Source organism: Luteimonas qiangzhengi (assembly GCF_039548515.1).
Classification (GTDB): Bacteria; Pseudomonadota; Gammaproteobacteria; order Xanthomonadales; family Xanthomonadaceae; genus Luteimonas.
The window spans coordinates 23,141-39,372 of the sequence record NZ_JBCLVE010000017.1 but is presented as its reverse complement, the minus strand read 5'-3'; the positions used below and the strand labels follow the sequence as shown (position 1 = coordinate 39,372).

The 16,232-nt window shown below is 67.7% G+C and carries 16 protein-coding genes; 6 read left to right on the top strand and 10 right to left on the bottom strand.

The window, feature by feature from the left end:
* The gene (gene msrA / locus WCE59_RS13020) at positions 1–657 is read left to right on the top strand and encodes a peptide-methionine (S)-S-oxide reductase MsrA (protein WP_449284171.1); all 657 of its coding nucleotides are present in this window, start codon (positions 1–3) and stop codon (positions 655–657) included.
* A gap of 19 nt (positions 658–676) precedes the next feature.
* On the opposite strand, the gene rnk is transcribed toward msrA, so the two are convergent.
* The 4 genes from rnk to ahpC all read right to left on the bottom strand — a co-directional run bounded on the left by rnk (position 677) and on the right by ahpC (position 4,595).
* Positions 677–1,099 carry a nucleoside diphosphate kinase regulator gene (gene rnk / locus WCE59_RS13015; protein WP_343259198.1) on the bottom strand — a complete coding sequence of 141 codons (423 nt, stop codon included), beginning with the start codon at positions 1,097–1,099 and terminating at the stop codon, positions 677–679.
* A 117-nt stretch (positions 1,100–1,216) separates the two neighbouring features.
* Positions 1,217–2,170, bottom strand: a complete 954-nt coding sequence (gene oxyR / locus WCE59_RS13010; RefSeq protein ID WP_343259197.1) for a DNA-binding transcriptional regulator OxyR — start codon at positions 2,168–2,170, stop codon at positions 1,217–1,219.
* 28 nt (positions 2,171–2,198) lie between these two features.
* Positions 2,199–3,791, bottom strand: coding sequence for an alkyl hydroperoxide reductase subunit F (ahpF, locus tag WCE59_RS13005; RefSeq protein WP_343259196.1), 1,593 nt, complete (start codon positions 3,789–3,791; stop codon positions 2,199–2,201).
* Positions 3,792–4,031: 240 nt separating this feature from the next.
* On the bottom strand, positions 4,032–4,595 hold the full coding sequence (gene ahpC, locus WCE59_RS13000; RefSeq protein ID WP_343259195.1) for an alkyl hydroperoxide reductase subunit C: 564 nt from the start codon (positions 4,593–4,595) through the stop codon (positions 4,032–4,034).
* A gap of 248 nt (positions 4,596–4,843) precedes the next feature.
* Here ahpC and prmC point away from each other — a divergent pair, with 248 nt between their 5' ends.
* Together prmC and pip are read left to right on the top strand one after the other, a co-directional pair.
* Entirely contained in the window at positions 4,844–5,689 is an 846-nt protein-coding gene (gene prmC, locus WCE59_RS12995; protein WP_343259229.1) for a peptide chain release factor N(5)-glutamine methyltransferase, read from the top strand.
* A 47-nt stretch (positions 5,690–5,736) separates the two neighbouring features.
* The gene (pip, locus tag WCE59_RS12990; protein ID WP_343259194.1) at positions 5,737–6,681 is read left to right on the top strand and encodes a prolyl aminopeptidase; all 945 of its coding nucleotides are present in this window, start codon (positions 5,737–5,739) and stop codon (positions 6,679–6,681) included.
* 26 nt (positions 6,682–6,707) lie between these two features.
* On the opposite strand, the gene WCE59_RS12985 is transcribed toward pip, so the two are convergent.
* Genes WCE59_RS12985 through WCE59_RS12975 form a run of 3 tightly spaced genes read right to left on the bottom strand, consistent with a single transcriptional unit; the run spans position 6,708 to position 8,805 of the window.
* Positions 6,708–7,262, bottom strand: a complete 555-nt coding sequence (locus tag WCE59_RS12985) for an NUDIX hydrolase (RefSeq protein ID WP_343259193.1) — start codon at positions 7,260–7,262, stop codon at positions 6,708–6,710.
* Entirely contained in the window at positions 7,259–8,206 is a 948-nt protein-coding gene (locus WCE59_RS12980) for a 5'-3' exonuclease (RefSeq protein ID WP_343259228.1), read from the bottom strand. The genes WCE59_RS12985 and WCE59_RS12980 overlap by 4 nt, the downstream gene beginning before the upstream one ends.
* Positions 8,194–8,805, bottom strand: coding sequence for a nitroreductase family protein (locus WCE59_RS12975; protein WP_343259192.1), 612 nt, complete (start codon positions 8,803–8,805; stop codon positions 8,194–8,196). The genes WCE59_RS12980 and WCE59_RS12975 overlap by 13 nt, the downstream gene beginning before the upstream one ends.
* Before the next feature lie 60 nt (positions 8,806–8,865).
* Between WCE59_RS12975 and WCE59_RS12970 the strand changes: the two genes are divergently transcribed.
* The 3 genes from WCE59_RS12970 (at position 8,866) to WCE59_RS12960 (ending at position 14,647) form a co-directional block, all read left to right on the top strand.
* Entirely contained in the window at positions 8,866–11,289 is a 2,424-nt protein-coding gene (locus WCE59_RS12970; protein WP_343259191.1) for a DUF1631 family protein, read from the top strand.
* 96 nt (positions 11,290–11,385) lie between these two features.
* Complete coding sequence (locus tag WCE59_RS12965; RefSeq protein WP_343259190.1) at positions 11,386–13,509, top strand: DUF1631 family protein; 2,124 nt, start codon at positions 11,386–11,388, stop codon at positions 13,507–13,509.
* Between the two features lie 40 nt (positions 13,510–13,549).
* Positions 13,550–14,647, top strand: a complete 1,098-nt coding sequence (locus WCE59_RS12960) for an NAD(P) transhydrogenase subunit alpha (RefSeq protein ID WP_343259189.1) — start codon at positions 13,550–13,552, stop codon at positions 14,645–14,647.
* Between the two features lie 14 nt (positions 14,648–14,661).
* Here the strand turns inward: WCE59_RS12960 and WCE59_RS12955 are convergent, their stop codons facing one another.
* Genes WCE59_RS12955 through WCE59_RS12945 form a run of 3 tightly spaced genes read right to left on the bottom strand, consistent with a single transcriptional unit; the run spans position 14,662 to position 16,032 of the window.
* Entirely contained in the window at positions 14,662–15,096 is a 435-nt protein-coding gene (locus WCE59_RS12955; RefSeq protein WP_343259188.1) for a DUF3106 domain-containing protein, read from the bottom strand.
* Positions 15,097–15,100: 4 nt separating this feature from the next.
* Positions 15,101–15,496 carry a hypothetical protein gene (locus WCE59_RS12950; RefSeq protein ID WP_343259187.1) on the bottom strand — a complete coding sequence of 132 codons (396 nt, stop codon included), beginning with the start codon at positions 15,494–15,496 and terminating at the stop codon, positions 15,101–15,103.
* A complete protein-coding gene (locus WCE59_RS12945; RefSeq protein WP_343259227.1) occupies positions 15,493–16,032 on the bottom strand; it encodes an RNA polymerase sigma factor in 540 nt (179 codons plus the stop codon). Before WCE59_RS12945 ends, WCE59_RS12950 begins: the two co-directional genes overlap by 4 nt.
* Between the last annotated feature and the right edge of the window lie 200 nt (positions 16,033–16,232).

Below are 16,232 nucleotides of genomic sequence, written 5' to 3'. Positions count from 1 at the left end.
CTGCCTCGGCCGTGGTTTGGGTGCAGCGGGCAAGCGCTGCATCATGGACACATCGATAAATCGGGAAAACGGCCCATGTCAGGCATGCATAACGAACACCACGTGCACGGACGTCCACTGCGCGGCGGGTTTGAAGGGGCCGGCCGGGTGCATTTCGGCATGGGCTGCTTCTGGGGCGCGGAGCGCATTTTCTGGAGCGTGCCGGGCGTGCTCACCACGGCGGTCGGCTATGCCGGGGGCCACACGCCCAGTCCCAGCTACCGCGAAGTGTGCAGCGGGCAGACCGGCCACGCCGAAGTCGTGCTGGTGGTGTATGAGCCCGGGCAGCTGCCGTTCGAGGAGCTGATGCGCATCTTCTGGGAAAGCCATGACCCCACCCAGGGCATGCGCCAGGGCAACGATGTCGGCAGCCAGTACCGTTCCGTCGTCCACTGCGAGACGCCGCAACAGCAGCGCATCGCGCTGGCCAGCCGGGATACGTACGCTGAACGACTGCGCGCAGCCGGGCTGGGTGGGATCACCACTGAAATCGTCCAGCCTCCGCCGCACTTCCATTATGCGGAGGACGAACACCAGCAATATCTTTCAAAGAACCCCGGCGGCTACTGCGGCATTGCCGGTACCGGGGTGTCATGTCCGGTCGGCGTCGGGGCGTAAACCGGAAGGGAAGCGCCGCTCAGGCAGCGCCATCCGCTGCAGGCGGCTGGACGGCAGTGACTTTCAGGTGCAGCTCGCGCCCGTCGGGATTGGGCCAGTCAATGTGCTGGCCGGCGGAAAGACCGATCAGCGCGCTGCCCATCGGCGCCAGCACCGAGACCCGGCCGGTGGCAACGTCGGCTTCATGGGGGTAGACCAGCGTCAGGTGGTACTGCTTGCCGGTCTCCGCGTCTTCGCATTCCACCCGCGAATGCATGCCTACCACGCCGGCGGGCATCTCGCCCGCGGGGCGTACTTCGGCCCGCAGCAATTCATCCTGCAGCGCCTCGGCGGCGGGCAGGTCGCGCCAGCGCGGCGATTCGAGCAGCGCCTCCAGGCGGGCGGCGTCGAGGCTGGAGACGATCAGCCCTGGGGGCGGAGTGCTGTGCCGGCTGTCGGTCATGGGTCTGGTTCCTGGAAAGGCCCGGTCGGGGCATTGGCTCATAAGCAAAAGCGGGCGACGCATCGTGCGCCGCCCGCAGTCGGTCTGTTCCTAACGTAGCCCCGGTTGCGGCCGCATTCAAGCGTCCGGCGGTGGCTCCATCCCGGCAGCGCCGGATCGGAAATCCGGATCATAGGCGAACAACTCCGGCGGGAGTAGCCTGAATACTTCGCCCAGGTTGCGCAGGAACCCATCCTGGGCAGAGCTGCGCCGCCATACCATCGCAATCCGGCGGCTGGGCGGGGGATCCTGGAATGGCAGCAGGTGGATATCGGGCGATTGCGCTACCGGCGGCTGCACGGCCAGGGTTGGTAGCAGGGTCAGGCCCACGTTGGCGGCCACCATCTGGCGCAGGGTCTCCAGGCTGGTGGCGCGGAACTCGCCGCGCTCATGGGCGCCGGCCAGGTGACAGACTTCCAGCGCCTGCTCGCGCAGGCAGTGGCCGTCTTCGAGCAGCAGCAGGCGTTCGTTGTCCAGGTCCTGCATGCGCAGGGGGCCGCGGCTGGCCAGCGCATGGCCCTTGGGCACCGCCAGCACGAAGGGTTCTTCAAACAGCAGTTCGGTGTGCAGCTGGTCGTCAGGCAGCGGCAGGGCCAGGATCGCCGCGTCCAGGCGGCCATCGCGTAGCCTGGCCAACAGAACGTCGCTCTTTTCCTCCACCAGGAGCAGTTCAAGCTGCGGGAACCGTTTGCGGATCCGGGGCACTACATGAGGCAGCAGATAGGGACCCAGGGTGGGGAAGATGCCGAGCCGGACAGCGCCGGACTCGGGGTCCTGTTCCCTGCGGGCGGCCTCCTTCATCTGCTCCACCTCCGCCACGATCCGCCGGGCGCGCTCGACCGCATCAAGGCCGGCCGGGGTCAGCATGACCCGGCGCGGCGTCCGCTCCACCAGGGCCACGCCGAGCTCTTCTTCAAGCTTGCGGATCTGGGTGGACAGGGTCGGCTGGCTGACAAAGCAGGCGGCCGCGGCGCGGCCGAAATGCTTGTGGTCAGCGAGCGCGACCAGGTAATGGATGTCGCGCAGGTTCACGGCCGTGCCGCCTGGCCCGCGCGCGCGATCATGCCGCTGCGCCTGCCGCCGTAGCGGCTGCGGGCGCGCTGGTGCGGATGAGATGGTCGAACGCGGACAGGGCCGCACGCGAACCTTCGCCCATTGCGATGACGATCTGCTTGTACGGCGTGGTGGTGCAGTCGCCCGCAGCAAACACGCCCGGCACGCTGGTGCGGCCATGGCCGTCGGTGACGATCTCGCCGCGGTCGGACAGCTCCACCGTGCCCTTGAGCCACTCGGTGTTGGGCAGCAGACCGATCTGCACGAAGATGCCGTCCAGCTTCACCTCGTGGCTGTCGCCGCTGGCGCGGTCGGTATAGACCAGGCCGTTGACGCGCTTGCCATCGCCCAGCACCTTGGTGGTCTGGGCACTGGTGAGGATGGTCACGTTGGGCAGGCTGCGCAGTTTGCGCTGCAGCACTTCGTCGGCGCGCAGCTTGGTGTCGAATTCGAACAGGGTGACGTGGGCGACGATGCCGGCCAGGTCGATCGCGGCCTCGACGCCGGAGTTGCCGCCGCCGATCACCGCCACGTGCTTGCCCTTGAACAGCGGACCGTCACAGTGCGGGCAGTACGCCACGCCCTTGTTGCGGTATTCGTTCTCACCCGGCACGTTCATCTGCCGCCAGCGTGCGCCGGTGGACAGCACGACCGTCTTCGCACGAAGCGAGGCGCCGTTGGCCAGCTTGATCTCGTGCAGACCATCATCACCTGCCGGAGCCAGCGCTTCGGCGCGCTGCAGATCCATGATGTCGACCTCGTATTCGCGCACGTGCTGCTCAAGCGCGCTGGCCAGCTTCGGGCCTTCGGTGTGCGGCACGGAAATGAAGTTCTCGATCGAGAGGGTATCCAGCACCTGGCCCCCGAAGCGCTCGGCGGCAACGCCGGTGCGGATGCCCTTGCGTGCGGAATAGATCGCCGCAGCCGCGCCGGCCGGCCCGCCACCAACCACCAGGACCTCGAACGGCTCCTTGGCGGCGATTTTTTCGGCCTCGCGGGCCTCGGCGCCGGTGTCGATCTTGGCCACGATCTGCTCCAGGCTCATCCGGCCCTGGTCGAACACTTTGCCGTTGAGGAATACGGTCGGGACCGCCATCACCTCGCGTGATTCAACCTCGTCCTGGAACAGCGCACCGTCGATCGCCACGTGGCGGATGTTCGGGTTCAGGGCCGCCATCAGGTTCAGCGCCTGGACCACGTCGGGGCAGTTCTGGCAGCTGAGCGAGTAATAGGTCTCGAATACAAATTCGCCTTCCAGGCCGCGGATCTGCTCCAGCGTTTCCTGGGCCGCCTTCGACGGATGGCCACCAACCTGCAGCAGGGCCAGCACCAGCGAAGTGAACTCGTGACCCATCGGCAGGCCGGCGAAGCGCAGGTGGATGTCCTGGCCCGGGGTGGTCAGGGCGAACGACGGCTTGCGCTCGTTGTCATCGCGCACGACTTCGACGCTGATCTGGCTGCTGGCCGACTTCAGGTCTTCCAGCAAGGCGAGCATTTCGGTGGACTTTTCACCGTCGTCGACGGACGCGGTGATCTGGATCGGGCGCGTCACGCGCTCCAGGTAAGCCTTCAACTGGGCTTTCAGGTCGGCATCCAACATGGGAAATCTCCTGCAGGCGATAGCGGGGTTCGCGACGCGCACTGGGGCGCATCGGACGTAGGGGAGGGGGGGGGAGGGAGTGAACCGGAGCCGGCGCCGGCTCCGCGCTGATTCGCGGGGGCTGGCGGCGACTGGCTGGCCGCGGGCGCGGGCTCTGGTTCACTCCCGTCCCCGCAGCGGCGGGGACGGGGTGAGGTGGATCAGGTCAAGCCTGTCAGATCAAACCTGCTGAAGCAGGACTTAGATCTTGCCGACCAGGTCCAGCGACGGCTTCAGGGTCTTCTCGCCTTCCTTCCACTTGGCCGGGCAGACCTCGTTCGGGTTGGCGGCGACGTACTGGGCAGCCTTGAGCTTGCGCAGGGTCTCGGTGACGTCACGGGCGATGGCGTTGTCGTGCACTTCCATCGTCTTGATCACGCCTTCCGGGTTGATCACGAAGGTGCCGCGCAGGGCCAGGCCTTCGTCATCCAGGTGCACGCCGAAAGCGCGGGTCAGCTGGTGGGTCGGGTCGCCGACCAGCGGGAACTGGGCCTTGCCCACCGCGTCGGAGGTCTCGTGCCACACCTTGTGCGAGAAGTGGGTGTCGGTGGTGACGATGTAGACCTCGGCACCGGCCTTCTTGAACTCTTCGTAGCTTTCGGCGGCGTCTTCGACTTCGGTCGGGCAGTTGAAGGTAAAGGCGGCCGGCATGAAAATCAGGACCGACCACTGACCCTTCAGGTCGGCGTCGGTGACTTCGATGAACTCGCCATTGCGGAAGGCGGTGGTCTTGAACGGCTGGACTTCAGTGTTGATCAGGGACATGTATTCCTCGTTTCTGGGGTTGGAGAGGGGGGAGAGCGGCCGGGCGATGCCGGCGACAGGGAGAATGATAGGCGGGGTGAATCGATATGGGAAATCGATTGATATTATATACACAATAGGCCTTGCCTATCAAGCCAGTTCGACCCGGGAGTGTCTGAGGGCTGCGTTCAAGGCCTGTGTTCAAGGCTTTCCTGCAGTGATGGATGGACGCGTTGTGGCCGTCGCCCTAGCATCGACCAATGAACGGAATGAACCCCACGCGTCCGGATGAGCTGCTGCGCGACGCGCGCGCCCGCGTTGCGCCCGAGGACGCGATGCATCTGCTGGCACATGTGATGCAGCGCCCGGTGTCATGGCTGTACGCGCATGGAGACAGGCCGCTGGACGATGAGGCTGTCGCCAGCTTCCAGGCGCTGGTGGAGCGGCGCGAGGCGGGCGAACCTGTGGCCTACCTGACCGGCCGGCGGGGCTTCTGGACCCTGGACCTGGCAGTCAGCCCCGACACCCTTATCCCGCGCCCGGACACCGAACGTCTGGTGGAGCTGGCGCTTGAGCGGCTGCCGACCCAATTGCCGTCCCGGGTGCTCGACCTGGGCACCGGCAGCGGCGCGATTGCCCTGGCCCTGGCCAGCGAGCGGCCGCAGGCGCAGGTATTGGCCACCGATCAAAGCGCCGACGCGCTGGCGGTGGCGAAGGCGAATGCGCGGGAGCATGGGTTGGCCAACGTCGCTTTCGCCCAGGGCGACTGGTTCGCGCCCGTATCTGGCCAGCAGTTCGATCTGATTGCCTCCAATCCCCCGTACATCGCTGCCGGGGATGTCCACCTGGATCGCGGCGACCTGCGCTTTGAGCCACCTGCAGCCCTGGCTTCGGGCCGTGACGGGCTGGACGCGCTGCGGATCATCGTGGCCGGCGCCCCCGGGCACCTGGTGCCCGGAGGATGGCTGCTGGTCGAACACGGCCTGGAGCAGGGCGAGGCCGTGCGCGCGCTGTTCACCGGCGCAGGACTGGAAGCCGTGCAGACCGGGCGCGATCTGGAAAATCGGGACCGCGTGACCCTGGGTCGGCGGCCTGTAACGGCGGAAGGGAGTTGAGCCGCTGTTAGACTTTGCGGTTGGAAAAGACCGTGGAGAGGCGCCGAATGCGCACGCTGTATCCGGAGATCGAGCCCTATGACAGCGGCATGCTGCAGGTTGACGGGCGTCATGCGCTTTATTACGAGCAGTGTGGCAATCCCAAGGGCAAGCCGGTGGTGTTGCTGCACGGCGGGCCGGGCAGCGGTGCCGGCGCCAAAATGCGCCGCTTCCATGATCCGGCCCGGTACCGGATCGTGCTGTTCGACCAGCGTGGGGCCGGGCGCTCCACCCCCAATGCGGAGCTGATCGACAACACCACCTGGCACCTGGTGGACGATATCGAAAAACTGCGCGAGCACCTGGGAATTGATACCTGGCAGGTGTTTGGCGGCTCCTGGGGATCGACCCTGGCGCTGGCCTATGCCCAGCAGCATCCGCGCCGGGTGCGCGAGCTGGTGCTGCGCGGCATCTTCATGCTGCGCCGCTGGGAAGTGGAGTGGTTCTATCAGCAGGGCGCTTCGCGGCTGTTTCCGGAAGCCTGGGAGCAGTACGAGGCCGCGATTCCCGCAGACGAGCGCGACGACTTTATCGCCGCCTACAATCGCCGCCTGACCAGTGACGATGAAGCCACCCGGCTGGATGCCGCGCAGGCCTGGAGCGTGTGGGAGGCTTCGACCTCATTCCTGCATCAGGATCCGGAGTTCGTCAGCGGCCACGGCGACCCCGCTTTCGCGCTGGCCTTTGCCCGCATCGAGAACCACTACTTCCACAACCGCGGATTCTTCGAAGTGGATGGCCAGATCCTGCGCGACGTGTACCGGATGGTGGATATCCCCGGCGTCATCGTGCACGGCCGCTACGACGTGGTGTGCCCGGTCAACAATGCCTGGGATCTGCACAAGGCGTGGCCGAAGGCCGAGCTGGTGATCACCCCGGCGTCCGGACATTCGGCATTCGAGCCGGAAAATACCGACGCGCTGGTGCAGGCCACCGACCGCTTCGCCGAGTAGGCGGGCGAAGCCGGCAAACCCGCCGCTCAGGCGGGACTGCCATCCGGGTTGCGGTCGATCATCCACAGGCCGGCCCACAGCTTGAGATCCAGCGCGTAGCCTTCGGCGTGCTTTTGCATCAGCCAGGCGGGGGCGTCGGCGCGTGGGATGGCATGCACGATGATGTTTTCCCCACCCACGCCGCCGCCGGCGCCGACCTGGCGCAGATCCCGGGCGCGGACCATCACGATGCGCTCGTTGCTCATGCCGGCGCTGGTGGGGCCGCCCACCAGCACCTCGACGTGGCCCGGCTCCCAGCCGGTTTCCTCGATCAGCTCGCGCCGGGCGGCCGCTTCGATGGTGTCGTTGTCATCGTCATCGCCCACCAGGCCTGCCGGCATCTCGATCGCGCTTGCGCCGAGTGCTTCGCGGTACTGCTCCACAAACAGCACCCGATCGTCGGGAGTGACGGCAATGACCTGCACGGCCAGGCCAAGGGCGCTGTGGGTGCGTTCGCACCATTCCCAGCGGCCGCGCTTGACCAGGCGCAGCCACTTGCCTTCGTGAAGCAGTTTGATGTCTTCAGCAGGGGAGTTGTTCATCGATATGCGTCCGCGGCAGGGGTGAATGGCAGGTTCGCAGCTTCGTGCAGGCGGCGCCGGGTGAGCGGGCCGAAATCCATGGCATCGCACAGGGCCCAAAGCGCGTCGGCTTCGGCCTCTCCGCGTGGGAACGGGGCGGCACTCTCGCCCAGCGGTACATCGCAGGCAATGGTGGTCAGCTGCCGGTACAGCAGGACTTCTTCGCGGTGCGCGCGCAGCGAGGCGGCCACGCGCGCCGCGCCGCGCAGGCGCAGGAATGGCACCTCGTCGGTCCGTTCGAGCAGGGCATCCAGGCTGCCGAAGTGGGCGAGCAGGGCCGCCGCCGTGCGTGCGCCCACGCCCGGCACTCCGGGGATGTTGTCAACGCTGTCGCCGCACAGGGCCAGGTAGTCGGTGATCTGGTCGGGGGTTACGCCGTGGCGGGCATGCACGCCATCGGGTCCCCAGCGCATTCCGCGGGCGAAGTCCCACTGCTGGTCTCCGAGCTGCAGCAGCTGGGACAAGTCCTTGTCCGCCGATACGATCACGCCACGATGGCCAAGTCCTCGACCCTGGTGCAGGGCGCTGCCGATCAGGTCGTCGGCCTCGTACTCGCCGTGGCCCAGCACGTTCAGGCCCAGCACCATGCACAGCGCCCGGCAGTAGGCGAACTGGCGCTTGAGCGTGTCCGGCGTCGGCGGCCGGTTGGCCTTGTAGGGCGGATAGAGGGTGTTGCGGAAGCAGCCGTTCAGAGCGTCGTCGAATGCGATCACGATGTGCCGTGGGCGCTCACGCTCCAGCAGTTCCAGCAGGAAGCGGGCAAACCCGTGGACGGCATTGGTAGGCCAGCCGTCGGCGTCCTGGAATTCGTCCGGCATGGAATGCCAGGCCCGGAATACGTACAGGCTGGCATCCACCAGGTGCAGTGGCGGACGGGTGCTGAGCTCCGTCGTCACGGTTGCCAGGTGGTGAGCAGCGCGGCCGTGTCCGGCCGTTCGCGCTCGGGAGCTGCGTGGGTGGGAGTGCCGATATGGATGAAACCGGCAATCCGCTCCTGCTCCGATAGCCCCAGCCGGTTGGCCACGTTCCTGTCATATGCGGGCCAGCCGGTCAGCCACTGGGCACCAAAGCCTTCCGCCTGGGCCGCCAGCAGCAGCGAGAAGCACACGCAGCCGGCAGTGAGCAGGCGCTCCTGTTCCGGGATGCGGGTGTCTTCCTCGTCGAGCACCGCCACCACTGCCACCACCAGAGGCGCGTGGGTGAAGCGCTGCTGGTCCTTTTCAATCGCGGCCGGCGTGGCATCGGGGTCTGCGGCAAGGGTGATCCTGGCCAGCTCCTCGCCCAGTGCCTGGCGGGCCTGGCCTTCAATGGCGATGAAGCGGAACGGCTCCCGCCTGCCATGGTCGGGGACCCGGCTCGCGGACGACAGCATCTTCATCAGGGTGGCCGAATCCGGAGCTGGTTCGGAAAGCTGGCGTGCGGGGGTGGAGCGCCGGTTCAAAAGCAGCGAGCGTCGCTGATCGGCGGCATCTGGAATGGGGTTCACAGACTCGTCGTTGTTCATTCAGGATGGTATACATGTGTGGCACGCAGTCCGTGCCGCTCCCCCCTGATTGTGACCCGAATGCCGTCCAGAGACGACATCGCCGAAAGACCGTCCCCTCGCACTGCGCCTTCCGGAAGCCGGGATGCGGAGCGCATTCTCGAGCGTCTGAAACGTGAGGCCGTCACCGAACTGGTCGGCGTGCTGTCCGGATTCTGGAGCACGATCGAGGAGCAGGCGCGGCTGGCGGCGCTGGCCGGGCACAACTTCAGCGCCGCGCAGGAAGATCGCGTGGCCGTGCTCGCGCTCAGCCACCGGGCGCTGGAGCTGGCCAACCGGTATCGCGAATCGATCGAGGAGTCGTTCGAGTTCTGGCGTGAGCCCTCCGCCGAGCCCGAGCGGCCCGAAAATCTGGAGCTGATGTCCGAGGGTGAGCTGGAGACCTATCTGGCCGGGCAGCAGATCGTGGAGCTGCTGGAACACCAGTTTCTTCATCCGCTGGCCCAGCTGGATGAAAGGCTGGAGGCGCTGGCCGCCAGCATCGGTATCGAAGGGCAGCCGCGCAATCCGCTGCGCCCGGAAGTGGCGGTGTCGTCTTTCGTCGATCTGTTTGACGAGGACGACCTGACCCCGGGTCTGCGCACGATGGTGTTCCAGCAATTCGACAAGCGCCTGCCCAAGGTCCTTGGCGAGGTCTACGTGATGGCCAACCGCACCCTGGCCGAGGCGGAATACGGCGGTCAGGGCGCGGGTGCTGCACGGCGCGGCTATTCCTCCGGCCGCGGGCGTGATGCCGGATCTTCATCCCGGGTTGCCGAGGCCGCTGACGCCTGGGTGCCGGACGGTGGGGTGGTGGATCCCATCACGGGGCAGGGCGGAAGTGGGCAGGCCGGAGTGGAGCAGACGGGTGAAAGGCAGGCCGGTGAAAGGCCTGCCGGGGCCAGCGTCGGTGGTTTTTCCGCGGGGACGGGCGCACGGTTGCACGGGGATGTTCCGGGTGACGGACAGCCGCTGCGCTACCGCGATATCGTCCGTGAACAGCTGCGTGCATGGCGTGCCAGCGGCGGCCTGCATGCGGTGCCGGCCGATGACGGCGCCAGCGTGGCCGAGGACGCCGGGGCGGTGGCCGAGGCCGCTGCCGAAGCCGCGGGCCAGGTGCTGGACACCGAGGACATGCTCAGCGTCGCCTCGCTGCTGCAGGGAGAGGACCCTGCTCCCTACGCAAAGGTGCTTGCCGGAGAAGACCAGCGCGCGCTGGCCGATGTGATCCGCACCGAGATCCTGGGAGGCGTGCGCCAGCTGGGGTTCGATCCTTCGACGACGCGCTTTGCCGCCGACGAGGAGGATGCGATCGACTTGGTCGGCATTCTTTTCCAGTCGCTGTGCGACGCCAACGACCTGCTGCGCCGTGCCCAGTCGATGTACGGGCGTCTGGTGGTGCCGTACGTGAAGGTCGCGCTGACCGATGATTCCATGTTCAACCGTCGCAGCCATCCCGCCCGGCGCCTGCTGGATGCGCTGACCGAGGCCTGCGACGGCAACACCGGGCAAAGCCCGCAGGACCGGGAAACCCTGGATCGTGCCGAGCACGCCGTGGACCGGGTGGTGGAGGAATACCAGGACGACCAGGCGATCTTCGAACTGGCTGCCAGCGAGCTGCGCGACCAGCTGGATCAGCAGCGTCGCCGCTCGGGCGTGGCGGAAAAACGCGTGGCCGAGGCTATCCACGGTCGCGAACGGCTGCAGGCTGCACGCACCAATGCCGACAGCCTGGTGGCCTCGCGTCTGGCCCAGCGGCCGCTGACCCAGCCCATTGCCCATTTCATCGACGAACACTGGCGCCACTACCTCACCCAGACCTGGCTGCGCGACGGGCCGGATTCAGAGCGGCATCGCCGTGCGATCGGCCTGGGAGATGCGATGGTGCAGGTGGATGCCGACGCGGCGCAGGTGCGCGGCTCGGCTGTTGCCGATCAGCTGCTGGCCCTGCAGGCTCCGCTGGGCGAGTGCTACACCAGCTGTGGCCTTGATGCCAACGCCGCCCGTGACGCCGTGGCGCGGATCATTTCCGCGCTGGCCATGCCCGACACCGCGCGTTCCGTCCACCAGCCGCACGGTGACGCCCTGGACGAAACCGCTGACGAGGAGGCCGGGATTCCCTTGCGCCTGGCCGGCGGACTGGACAGCCTCAAACATGACCCCGCCATCGCCGCGCGCATGCGCCGCTTGCGGGTGGGCCAGGGCCTGCGGCTGGTCGATCGCCACGGCCGTGAATCGGCCGCGCGGATTGCCTGGATCAGTCCGCTCACGTCACGCTTTCTGATCGTCAACCGCCGCGGCGTCAGGCAGATGGTCGTGTCGCCGGAAGAGCTCGCCGCGCTGGTCGGCAATGGCAGGGTCGTGGTGCGCTCGGTGGACGCTCCCTTCGACGAGGCGATGAAGCAGCTCTGGCAGCGCCTGAACCAGCCGCCCGCTCCGCCGCTGCGGGCGGTCAACGACGACTGATCGCGTTCCGCATTCTCCACGTTAAACTGCGACCTCTGTCACGAACTGGTGTGTTCGGTGAGCGGTCAGGAGAGTGGATTGGTGGAAAGGGACGTCATGCAGAAGGGGCAGTTCGGTCTGGACAGGCGTGATGATGGCGCCGGCATCCGCTACGCCGCGCTGGTGGAGGCGCTCGAAGCCGGGGTGGCGGCGCAGTTGTTGCCGCTGCTTACCGACTGTCTCGAGGCGGAGAAGGCTGCGCTGCTACGACAGATGCGCGCTGAAGAGGTTCCGCAGGACGGCGCGGAAGACATTGCCAATCTGAACATTATTGCCGGTCAGATCCTCGCCTACGAGCGGCGCTGGAAGACCTACTTCCACCGCGCGTTTGCGAAATGGCCGGAACCGCCCCGGGTGGAGGTGCACGACGCGTTCAGCCTGGTGTCGGATGACGAGCTGCAGGCACAGCTGATCGGGCATCCGACGATCGAGGCCCTGGAGCGGCGCCACGCCGATGTGCTTGACACCATTGACCGGCGGCTGTGGTCGCTGGCGGCTGAAATGGGGGGCAAGGTGCGCCCTGCCAACCCGTTTTCGCCGCAGCACCTTGTTGACAGCTTCCTCTACACCTTCACTCCGGCCGATTGCGGTCCGCGCCTGCGCGGCGCGCTGTTGCGCCACTTTGAGCGACTGGCAGGCGAAAGCCTGGTGGGGGTCTACGGCTGGTGCAATCGCCAGCTGGCCGATGCGGGATGCGCGCTGGCCGGGGTCAGCGATTACGCCACGCTTGCCGCAACCATGGTCAGCGCGCGCAGGGGCGATGCGGCGCGGGGCTGGGGCGAGGACAGAGCGCTCGCCCCGGCTTCGCAGAGCCGGAGCGACGCATTGCGGGGCAACATCCTGCGACACCGTGTCCGCTCCCGGCGGGATGCGCGCGGTGAGCGGGTGCCTGGCGTGCGCAGTCTGCGGGCGGAGGAGTTTCTGGCCGTGCTTTCCCTGTCGCAGGGCGAGCCGGTGCCGCCTATGGTCGCGCACACCGGGTACGGGCGGCTGATGCGAAACGACCTGGACCGCATGGCCAGGAGTCTGGGAATCGACAGCGCCAGCGCGCGGCCTTCGGTCGAGCAGGACGACGCGGTTGACCTGATCGGCATGCTGTTTGATCAGTTGGCCGCAAACCACCACCTGTCATCCAGTGCCCTGGAATGGCTGGCCCGGCTGTCGCTGCCTTACCTGCGCCTGGCGCTGGCTGAGCCGGGATTGTTCGAACAGGCCTCGCAGCTGCCCGCGATACGACTGCTATCGGTGCTGGTGGAGCTGTGGGACGGCAATCGCCGTACCGGGCCGCATGACGCCGAACTGCACGGCCTGGCTGACGACGCGGCACGGGAAGTGGTCGACGGATATCAAGGTGACGACGCCATTTTTGTCGGGGCGTTGGCCCGGCTCGAGCGTGCGCTGGAGCCGCTGCGCAGACGGGCCGCGGTCAGCGAACGCAGGGCCTGGCAGGCAATCGAGGGCGGGGAACGTCTGCAGGCGGCGCGGCGTGCGGCCGACCGTGAACTGGCCTCACGCCTGCACGAACGGCCGCTGCTGCCAGCCGTGGCGGCGTTCCTGGACGAGTACTGGCGCCCGTCGCTGGTGCAGGCCTGGCTGCGTGCCGGCCCGGACTCGGAGCGCCATGACACTGCGCTGGCGCTGGGTGATGCGCTGGTGCGGCTCGATGCAGACGCGGCACAGGGTCATGGGGCGCAGGTGGCCACGCGCCTGATCGAGCTGCAGCCGCGCCTGCACGACTGCTATGCCGCTTTGGGTCAGGAGCCGGCGGGTGCCGGATCGCAGGTGGCGACGCTGGTGAGGGAGCTCGCCAGCCCGGACGCGCCCCGCCGGGTGCACCCTTTTGAGCAGCTTGCCGAGCCACTTGCCGAGCCGGGCGGGGTGGACAGCCATCTCGCGCTGCCTGCCGGGCTGGACGGGCTGGAAGGGCTGGAACCGGGCAGGATCCTGGTGCAGATGGAAGCGGGCGAGCCGGTTCGTGCGCTGCGACTGGCCTGGCGCAGCCCGCTCAGCGGCACCAGCCTGCTGGTGGGAGCGCAGGGCACCCGCGAGCTGCTGCTGTCACCGCAGGATTTGGCGGCAATGCTCATCGATGGGCGGCTGCTGGCGCGTCCTCCCGAAGATGCGGTGGAGGCTGCGCTGCAGCGCATCGAGACGACCCTGACCGGCCCGGCGACGGAATGATTCGCGCTAGGATGTCCGATCTGGGAAACGGAGGCGAACGATGACGCTGACCATTGGTGTCGCGCGTGAGACCGCACAGGGGGAGCGGCGCGTAGCACTGACCCCGGAAACCTGCCGCAAGCTCGCCACCACCGGTGCGCGACTGCTGGTGGAGCGGGGTGCCGGTGCAGGCGCCCACTTTCCCGATCAGGCGTACGCCGATGCCGGCGCCACCCTGGTGGACTCAACCCGCGATGCGGTGACCGATGCCGATCTGGTGCTCTGCGTACAGCCCCCTGCGGCGGGCGCGATCGCGGGCCTGAAGCAGGGCGCGGTGCTGGTAGGCATCTTGCAGCCGCAGGCTGATCCGGCGCGCGGAGAGGCGCTGGTCGCGCGCGGAATTCTTGCTTTCCCGCTTGAACGCCTGCCGCGGACAACGCGGGCCCAGGCCATGGACGTGCTCAGCTCACAGGCCGGCATGGCCGGCTACAAGGCGGTACTGGCTGCAGCCTGGCTGGCTCCCCGGTTTTTCCCGATGCTGACCACCGCCGCCGGCACCATACGACCCTCAAAGGTGCTGGTGATCGGCGCCGGCGTGGCCGGCCTGCAGGCGATCGCCACCGCCCGCCGGCTGGGGGCACAGGTGGAAGGCTTCGACGTGCGGCCGGAAACCCGCGAGCAGATCGAATCGCTTGGCGGGCGCTTCCTCGACCTGGGTGTAAGCGCCGCGGGCGAAGGCGGCTACGCGCGCCAGCTCACCGATGAGGAGAGCGCGGAACAGCAGCGGCGTCTGGGCGAACACCTGAAGAATATCGACGTGATCGTGTGCACGGCCGCGGTGCCGGGACGGCCGGCACCGAAGATCATCACCGCGCACATGGTCCAGGGCATGAAGCCGGGCACGGTGGTGATGGACCTGGCGGCCGAATCCGGTGGCAACTGCGAACTCACCCGTCCGGGTGACACCTTCGTACACGACGGAGTGACGATTGCCGGGCCTTTGAACCTCGCCAGCGAGGGCGCCCAGCACGCCAGCGAAATGTACGCGCGCAACGTGTTCAACTTCGTCCAGCTGCTGATCGCGGACGGCGCGCTTGCGTTCGACTGGGAAGACGAGCTGCTGGCCAGGACCGTCTGGCCCCCGCGAACCGAGCCGTAGAGGCGTCTGGAGAGTCAGCGGCGCGGCGGGTTCTGTTCGAGCCACTCGCGGCGCTGGTCGGGGGTCATGTCCTTCCACCGCTCGTGCAAGGCGCGGCGCTCGGCTTCGGGCATCGTGCGCATCCGCTGGTAGAGGGCGCGGGCCTCCTCGCGACTTTCCGGGCTCATGTCGCGCCAGCGCTTCATGCCGTGGTGGGCGCGCTGGCGTTCTTCCGGTGACATCTGCTGCCAGCGCTCGGCGTGGCGGAGCATGCGCGCGCGCTGCGCGGGGGCGTCATTCCAGCGGTCGCGTACGGTGGTGATCAGTGCTTCGCGCTGCTGGCTGGTCAGCTGGTCCCATTCGGGGAGCTCCTGCGAGGTCTGCGCCTGGGCCGGTCCGGCGAGTCCGGCCAGCCCCAGGGCGAGCGCCATCGCAAGCGTGGGGGCAGCGGCAAGTGTTGGGATTCGCATGTGTCTACTCCATCGCGACCGGCTGGGCATCAGAGGCCAGCCAGACAAACAGGTCGGGATCCTCGTCGAACGTGCTCAGGGGATCGTCGTAGGGGTCGAAGGCGGGCGCCGCAGCGGGCGCGCCTGAATCGGCCATGGTTTCAACCGGGAACGGCTGGGGATCGAGGGCATCCGGGGACACCAGCACGTACAGGCCAGCTGCGAATACAAACATCGCCGCGCAGGCGGTTGCCAGTCCCCAGCCAGCGGGCCGGGCCAGCCAGGTGGGGCGGGCGGGTGCCGACTGTGGGCGCGGGCGCAGCCGGGCCAGTGTCTGTGCCGGTACGTGGGCCACGGCACTGGCGTGCAGCGACCGGGCAATCTGGTCAACACGCTGCGAATTGTGGGTGTCGCCGCTCATTGGAACTCCTCCAGTTTCTTTTGCAGTGCGCCGCGCGCACGCGACAGGTGCGTTTTTACCGAGCCCTCGCTGCAGCCCATCACCCGTGCGGTGGTGGCCCCGTCCAGCTCTTCCAGCACGCGCAGGGTGAAGGCTTCGCGCTGCCTGCGCGGCAGTGCGCGCAGCGCTTCAACCAGTTGCGCCCAGGCCTCGCGGCTGTCGTGCGCCCGTGAGGGGTCGGGGGCGTCGTCGGCCCACTCGGGGCCCTCGATTTCCCGGTCCTCGGAGCTGGTCATCCAGCCGAGGCGGAACGTGCGCCGGCGCTGGATGTCGATGATCCGGCTGCGCAGGATGGTCCAGAACAGGGTGGGCCACTCCTCCGCGGGCCGTTCGCGATAGCCCAGCATCCGGGTCATCGCGTCCTGCACGGCATCCAGGGCATCGTCGCGGCTGCGCAGGCCGATCTCGGCAAAGCGGAACGCACGGGCGCGCACGCCGGCGAAGAACGCCTCCAGGGTTTCTTCCCTGGCTTGGGCGGGCCTGGACTGGGCAGGCATGCGCGGCTCGACGCTGGGGTCTGGTTTGCTCACCAGGCCCAGCTTACCGCTGCGGCGCGGGGCCGGGCGCGCCGTAGCCGTGCCGGGGTATTCAATTTGCCTGGCGGAATTGCCGTCCATGCGGTTGCCTGGTGCACCTTGCTTGTCGGGGTCTGCCACTGACAACGCGTGGATGCGGCTGCGGTTGACCGGCTGGTATG

Bases quoted from the DNA above. Each gene is read 5' to 3' on its own strand.
- WCE59_RS12960 (WP_343259189.1), top strand. From the start codon at position 13,550: ATGACGCTGACCATTGGTGTCGCGCGTGAGACCGCACAGGGGGAGCGG.
- rnk (WP_343259198.1), bottom strand. From the start codon at position 1,099: ATGACCGACAGCCGGCACAGCACTCCGCCCCCAGGGCTGATCGTCTCC.
- WCE59_RS12955 (WP_343259188.1), bottom strand. From the start codon at position 15,096: ATGCGAATCCCAACACTTGCCGCTGCCCCCACGCTTGCGATGGCGCTC.
- WCE59_RS12985 (WP_343259193.1), bottom strand. From the start codon at position 7,262: ATGAACAACTCCCCTGCTGAAGACATCAAACTGCTTCACGAAGGCAAG.
- ahpF (WP_343259196.1), bottom strand. From the start codon at position 3,791: ATGTTGGATGCCGACCTGAAAGCCCAGTTGAAGGCTTACCTGGAGCGC.
- WCE59_RS12950 (WP_343259187.1), bottom strand. From the start codon at position 15,496: ATGAGCGGCGACACCCACAATTCGCAGCGTGTTGACCAGATTGCCCGG.
- WCE59_RS12965 (WP_343259190.1), top strand. From the start codon at position 11,386: ATGCAGAAGGGGCAGTTCGGTCTGGACAGGCGTGATGATGGCGCCGGC.
- WCE59_RS12975 (WP_343259192.1), bottom strand. From the start codon at position 8,805: ATGAACAACGACGAGTCTGTGAACCCCATTCCAGATGCCGCCGATCAG.
- ahpC (WP_343259195.1), bottom strand. From the start codon at position 4,595: ATGTCCCTGATCAACACTGAAGTCCAGCCGTTCAAGACCACCGCCTTC.
- WCE59_RS12970 (WP_343259191.1), top strand. From the start codon at position 8,866: ATGCCGTCCAGAGACGACATCGCCGAAAGACCGTCCCCTCGCACTGCG.
- prmC (WP_343259229.1), top strand. From the start codon at position 4,844: ATGAACCCCACGCGTCCGGATGAGCTGCTGCGCGACGCGCGCGCCCGC.
- pip (WP_343259194.1), top strand. From the start codon at position 5,737: ATGCGCACGCTGTATCCGGAGATCGAGCCCTATGACAGCGGCATGCTG.
- WCE59_RS12945 (WP_343259227.1), bottom strand. From the start codon at position 16,032: ATGCCTGCCCAGTCCAGGCCCGCCCAAGCCAGGGAAGAAACCCTGGAG.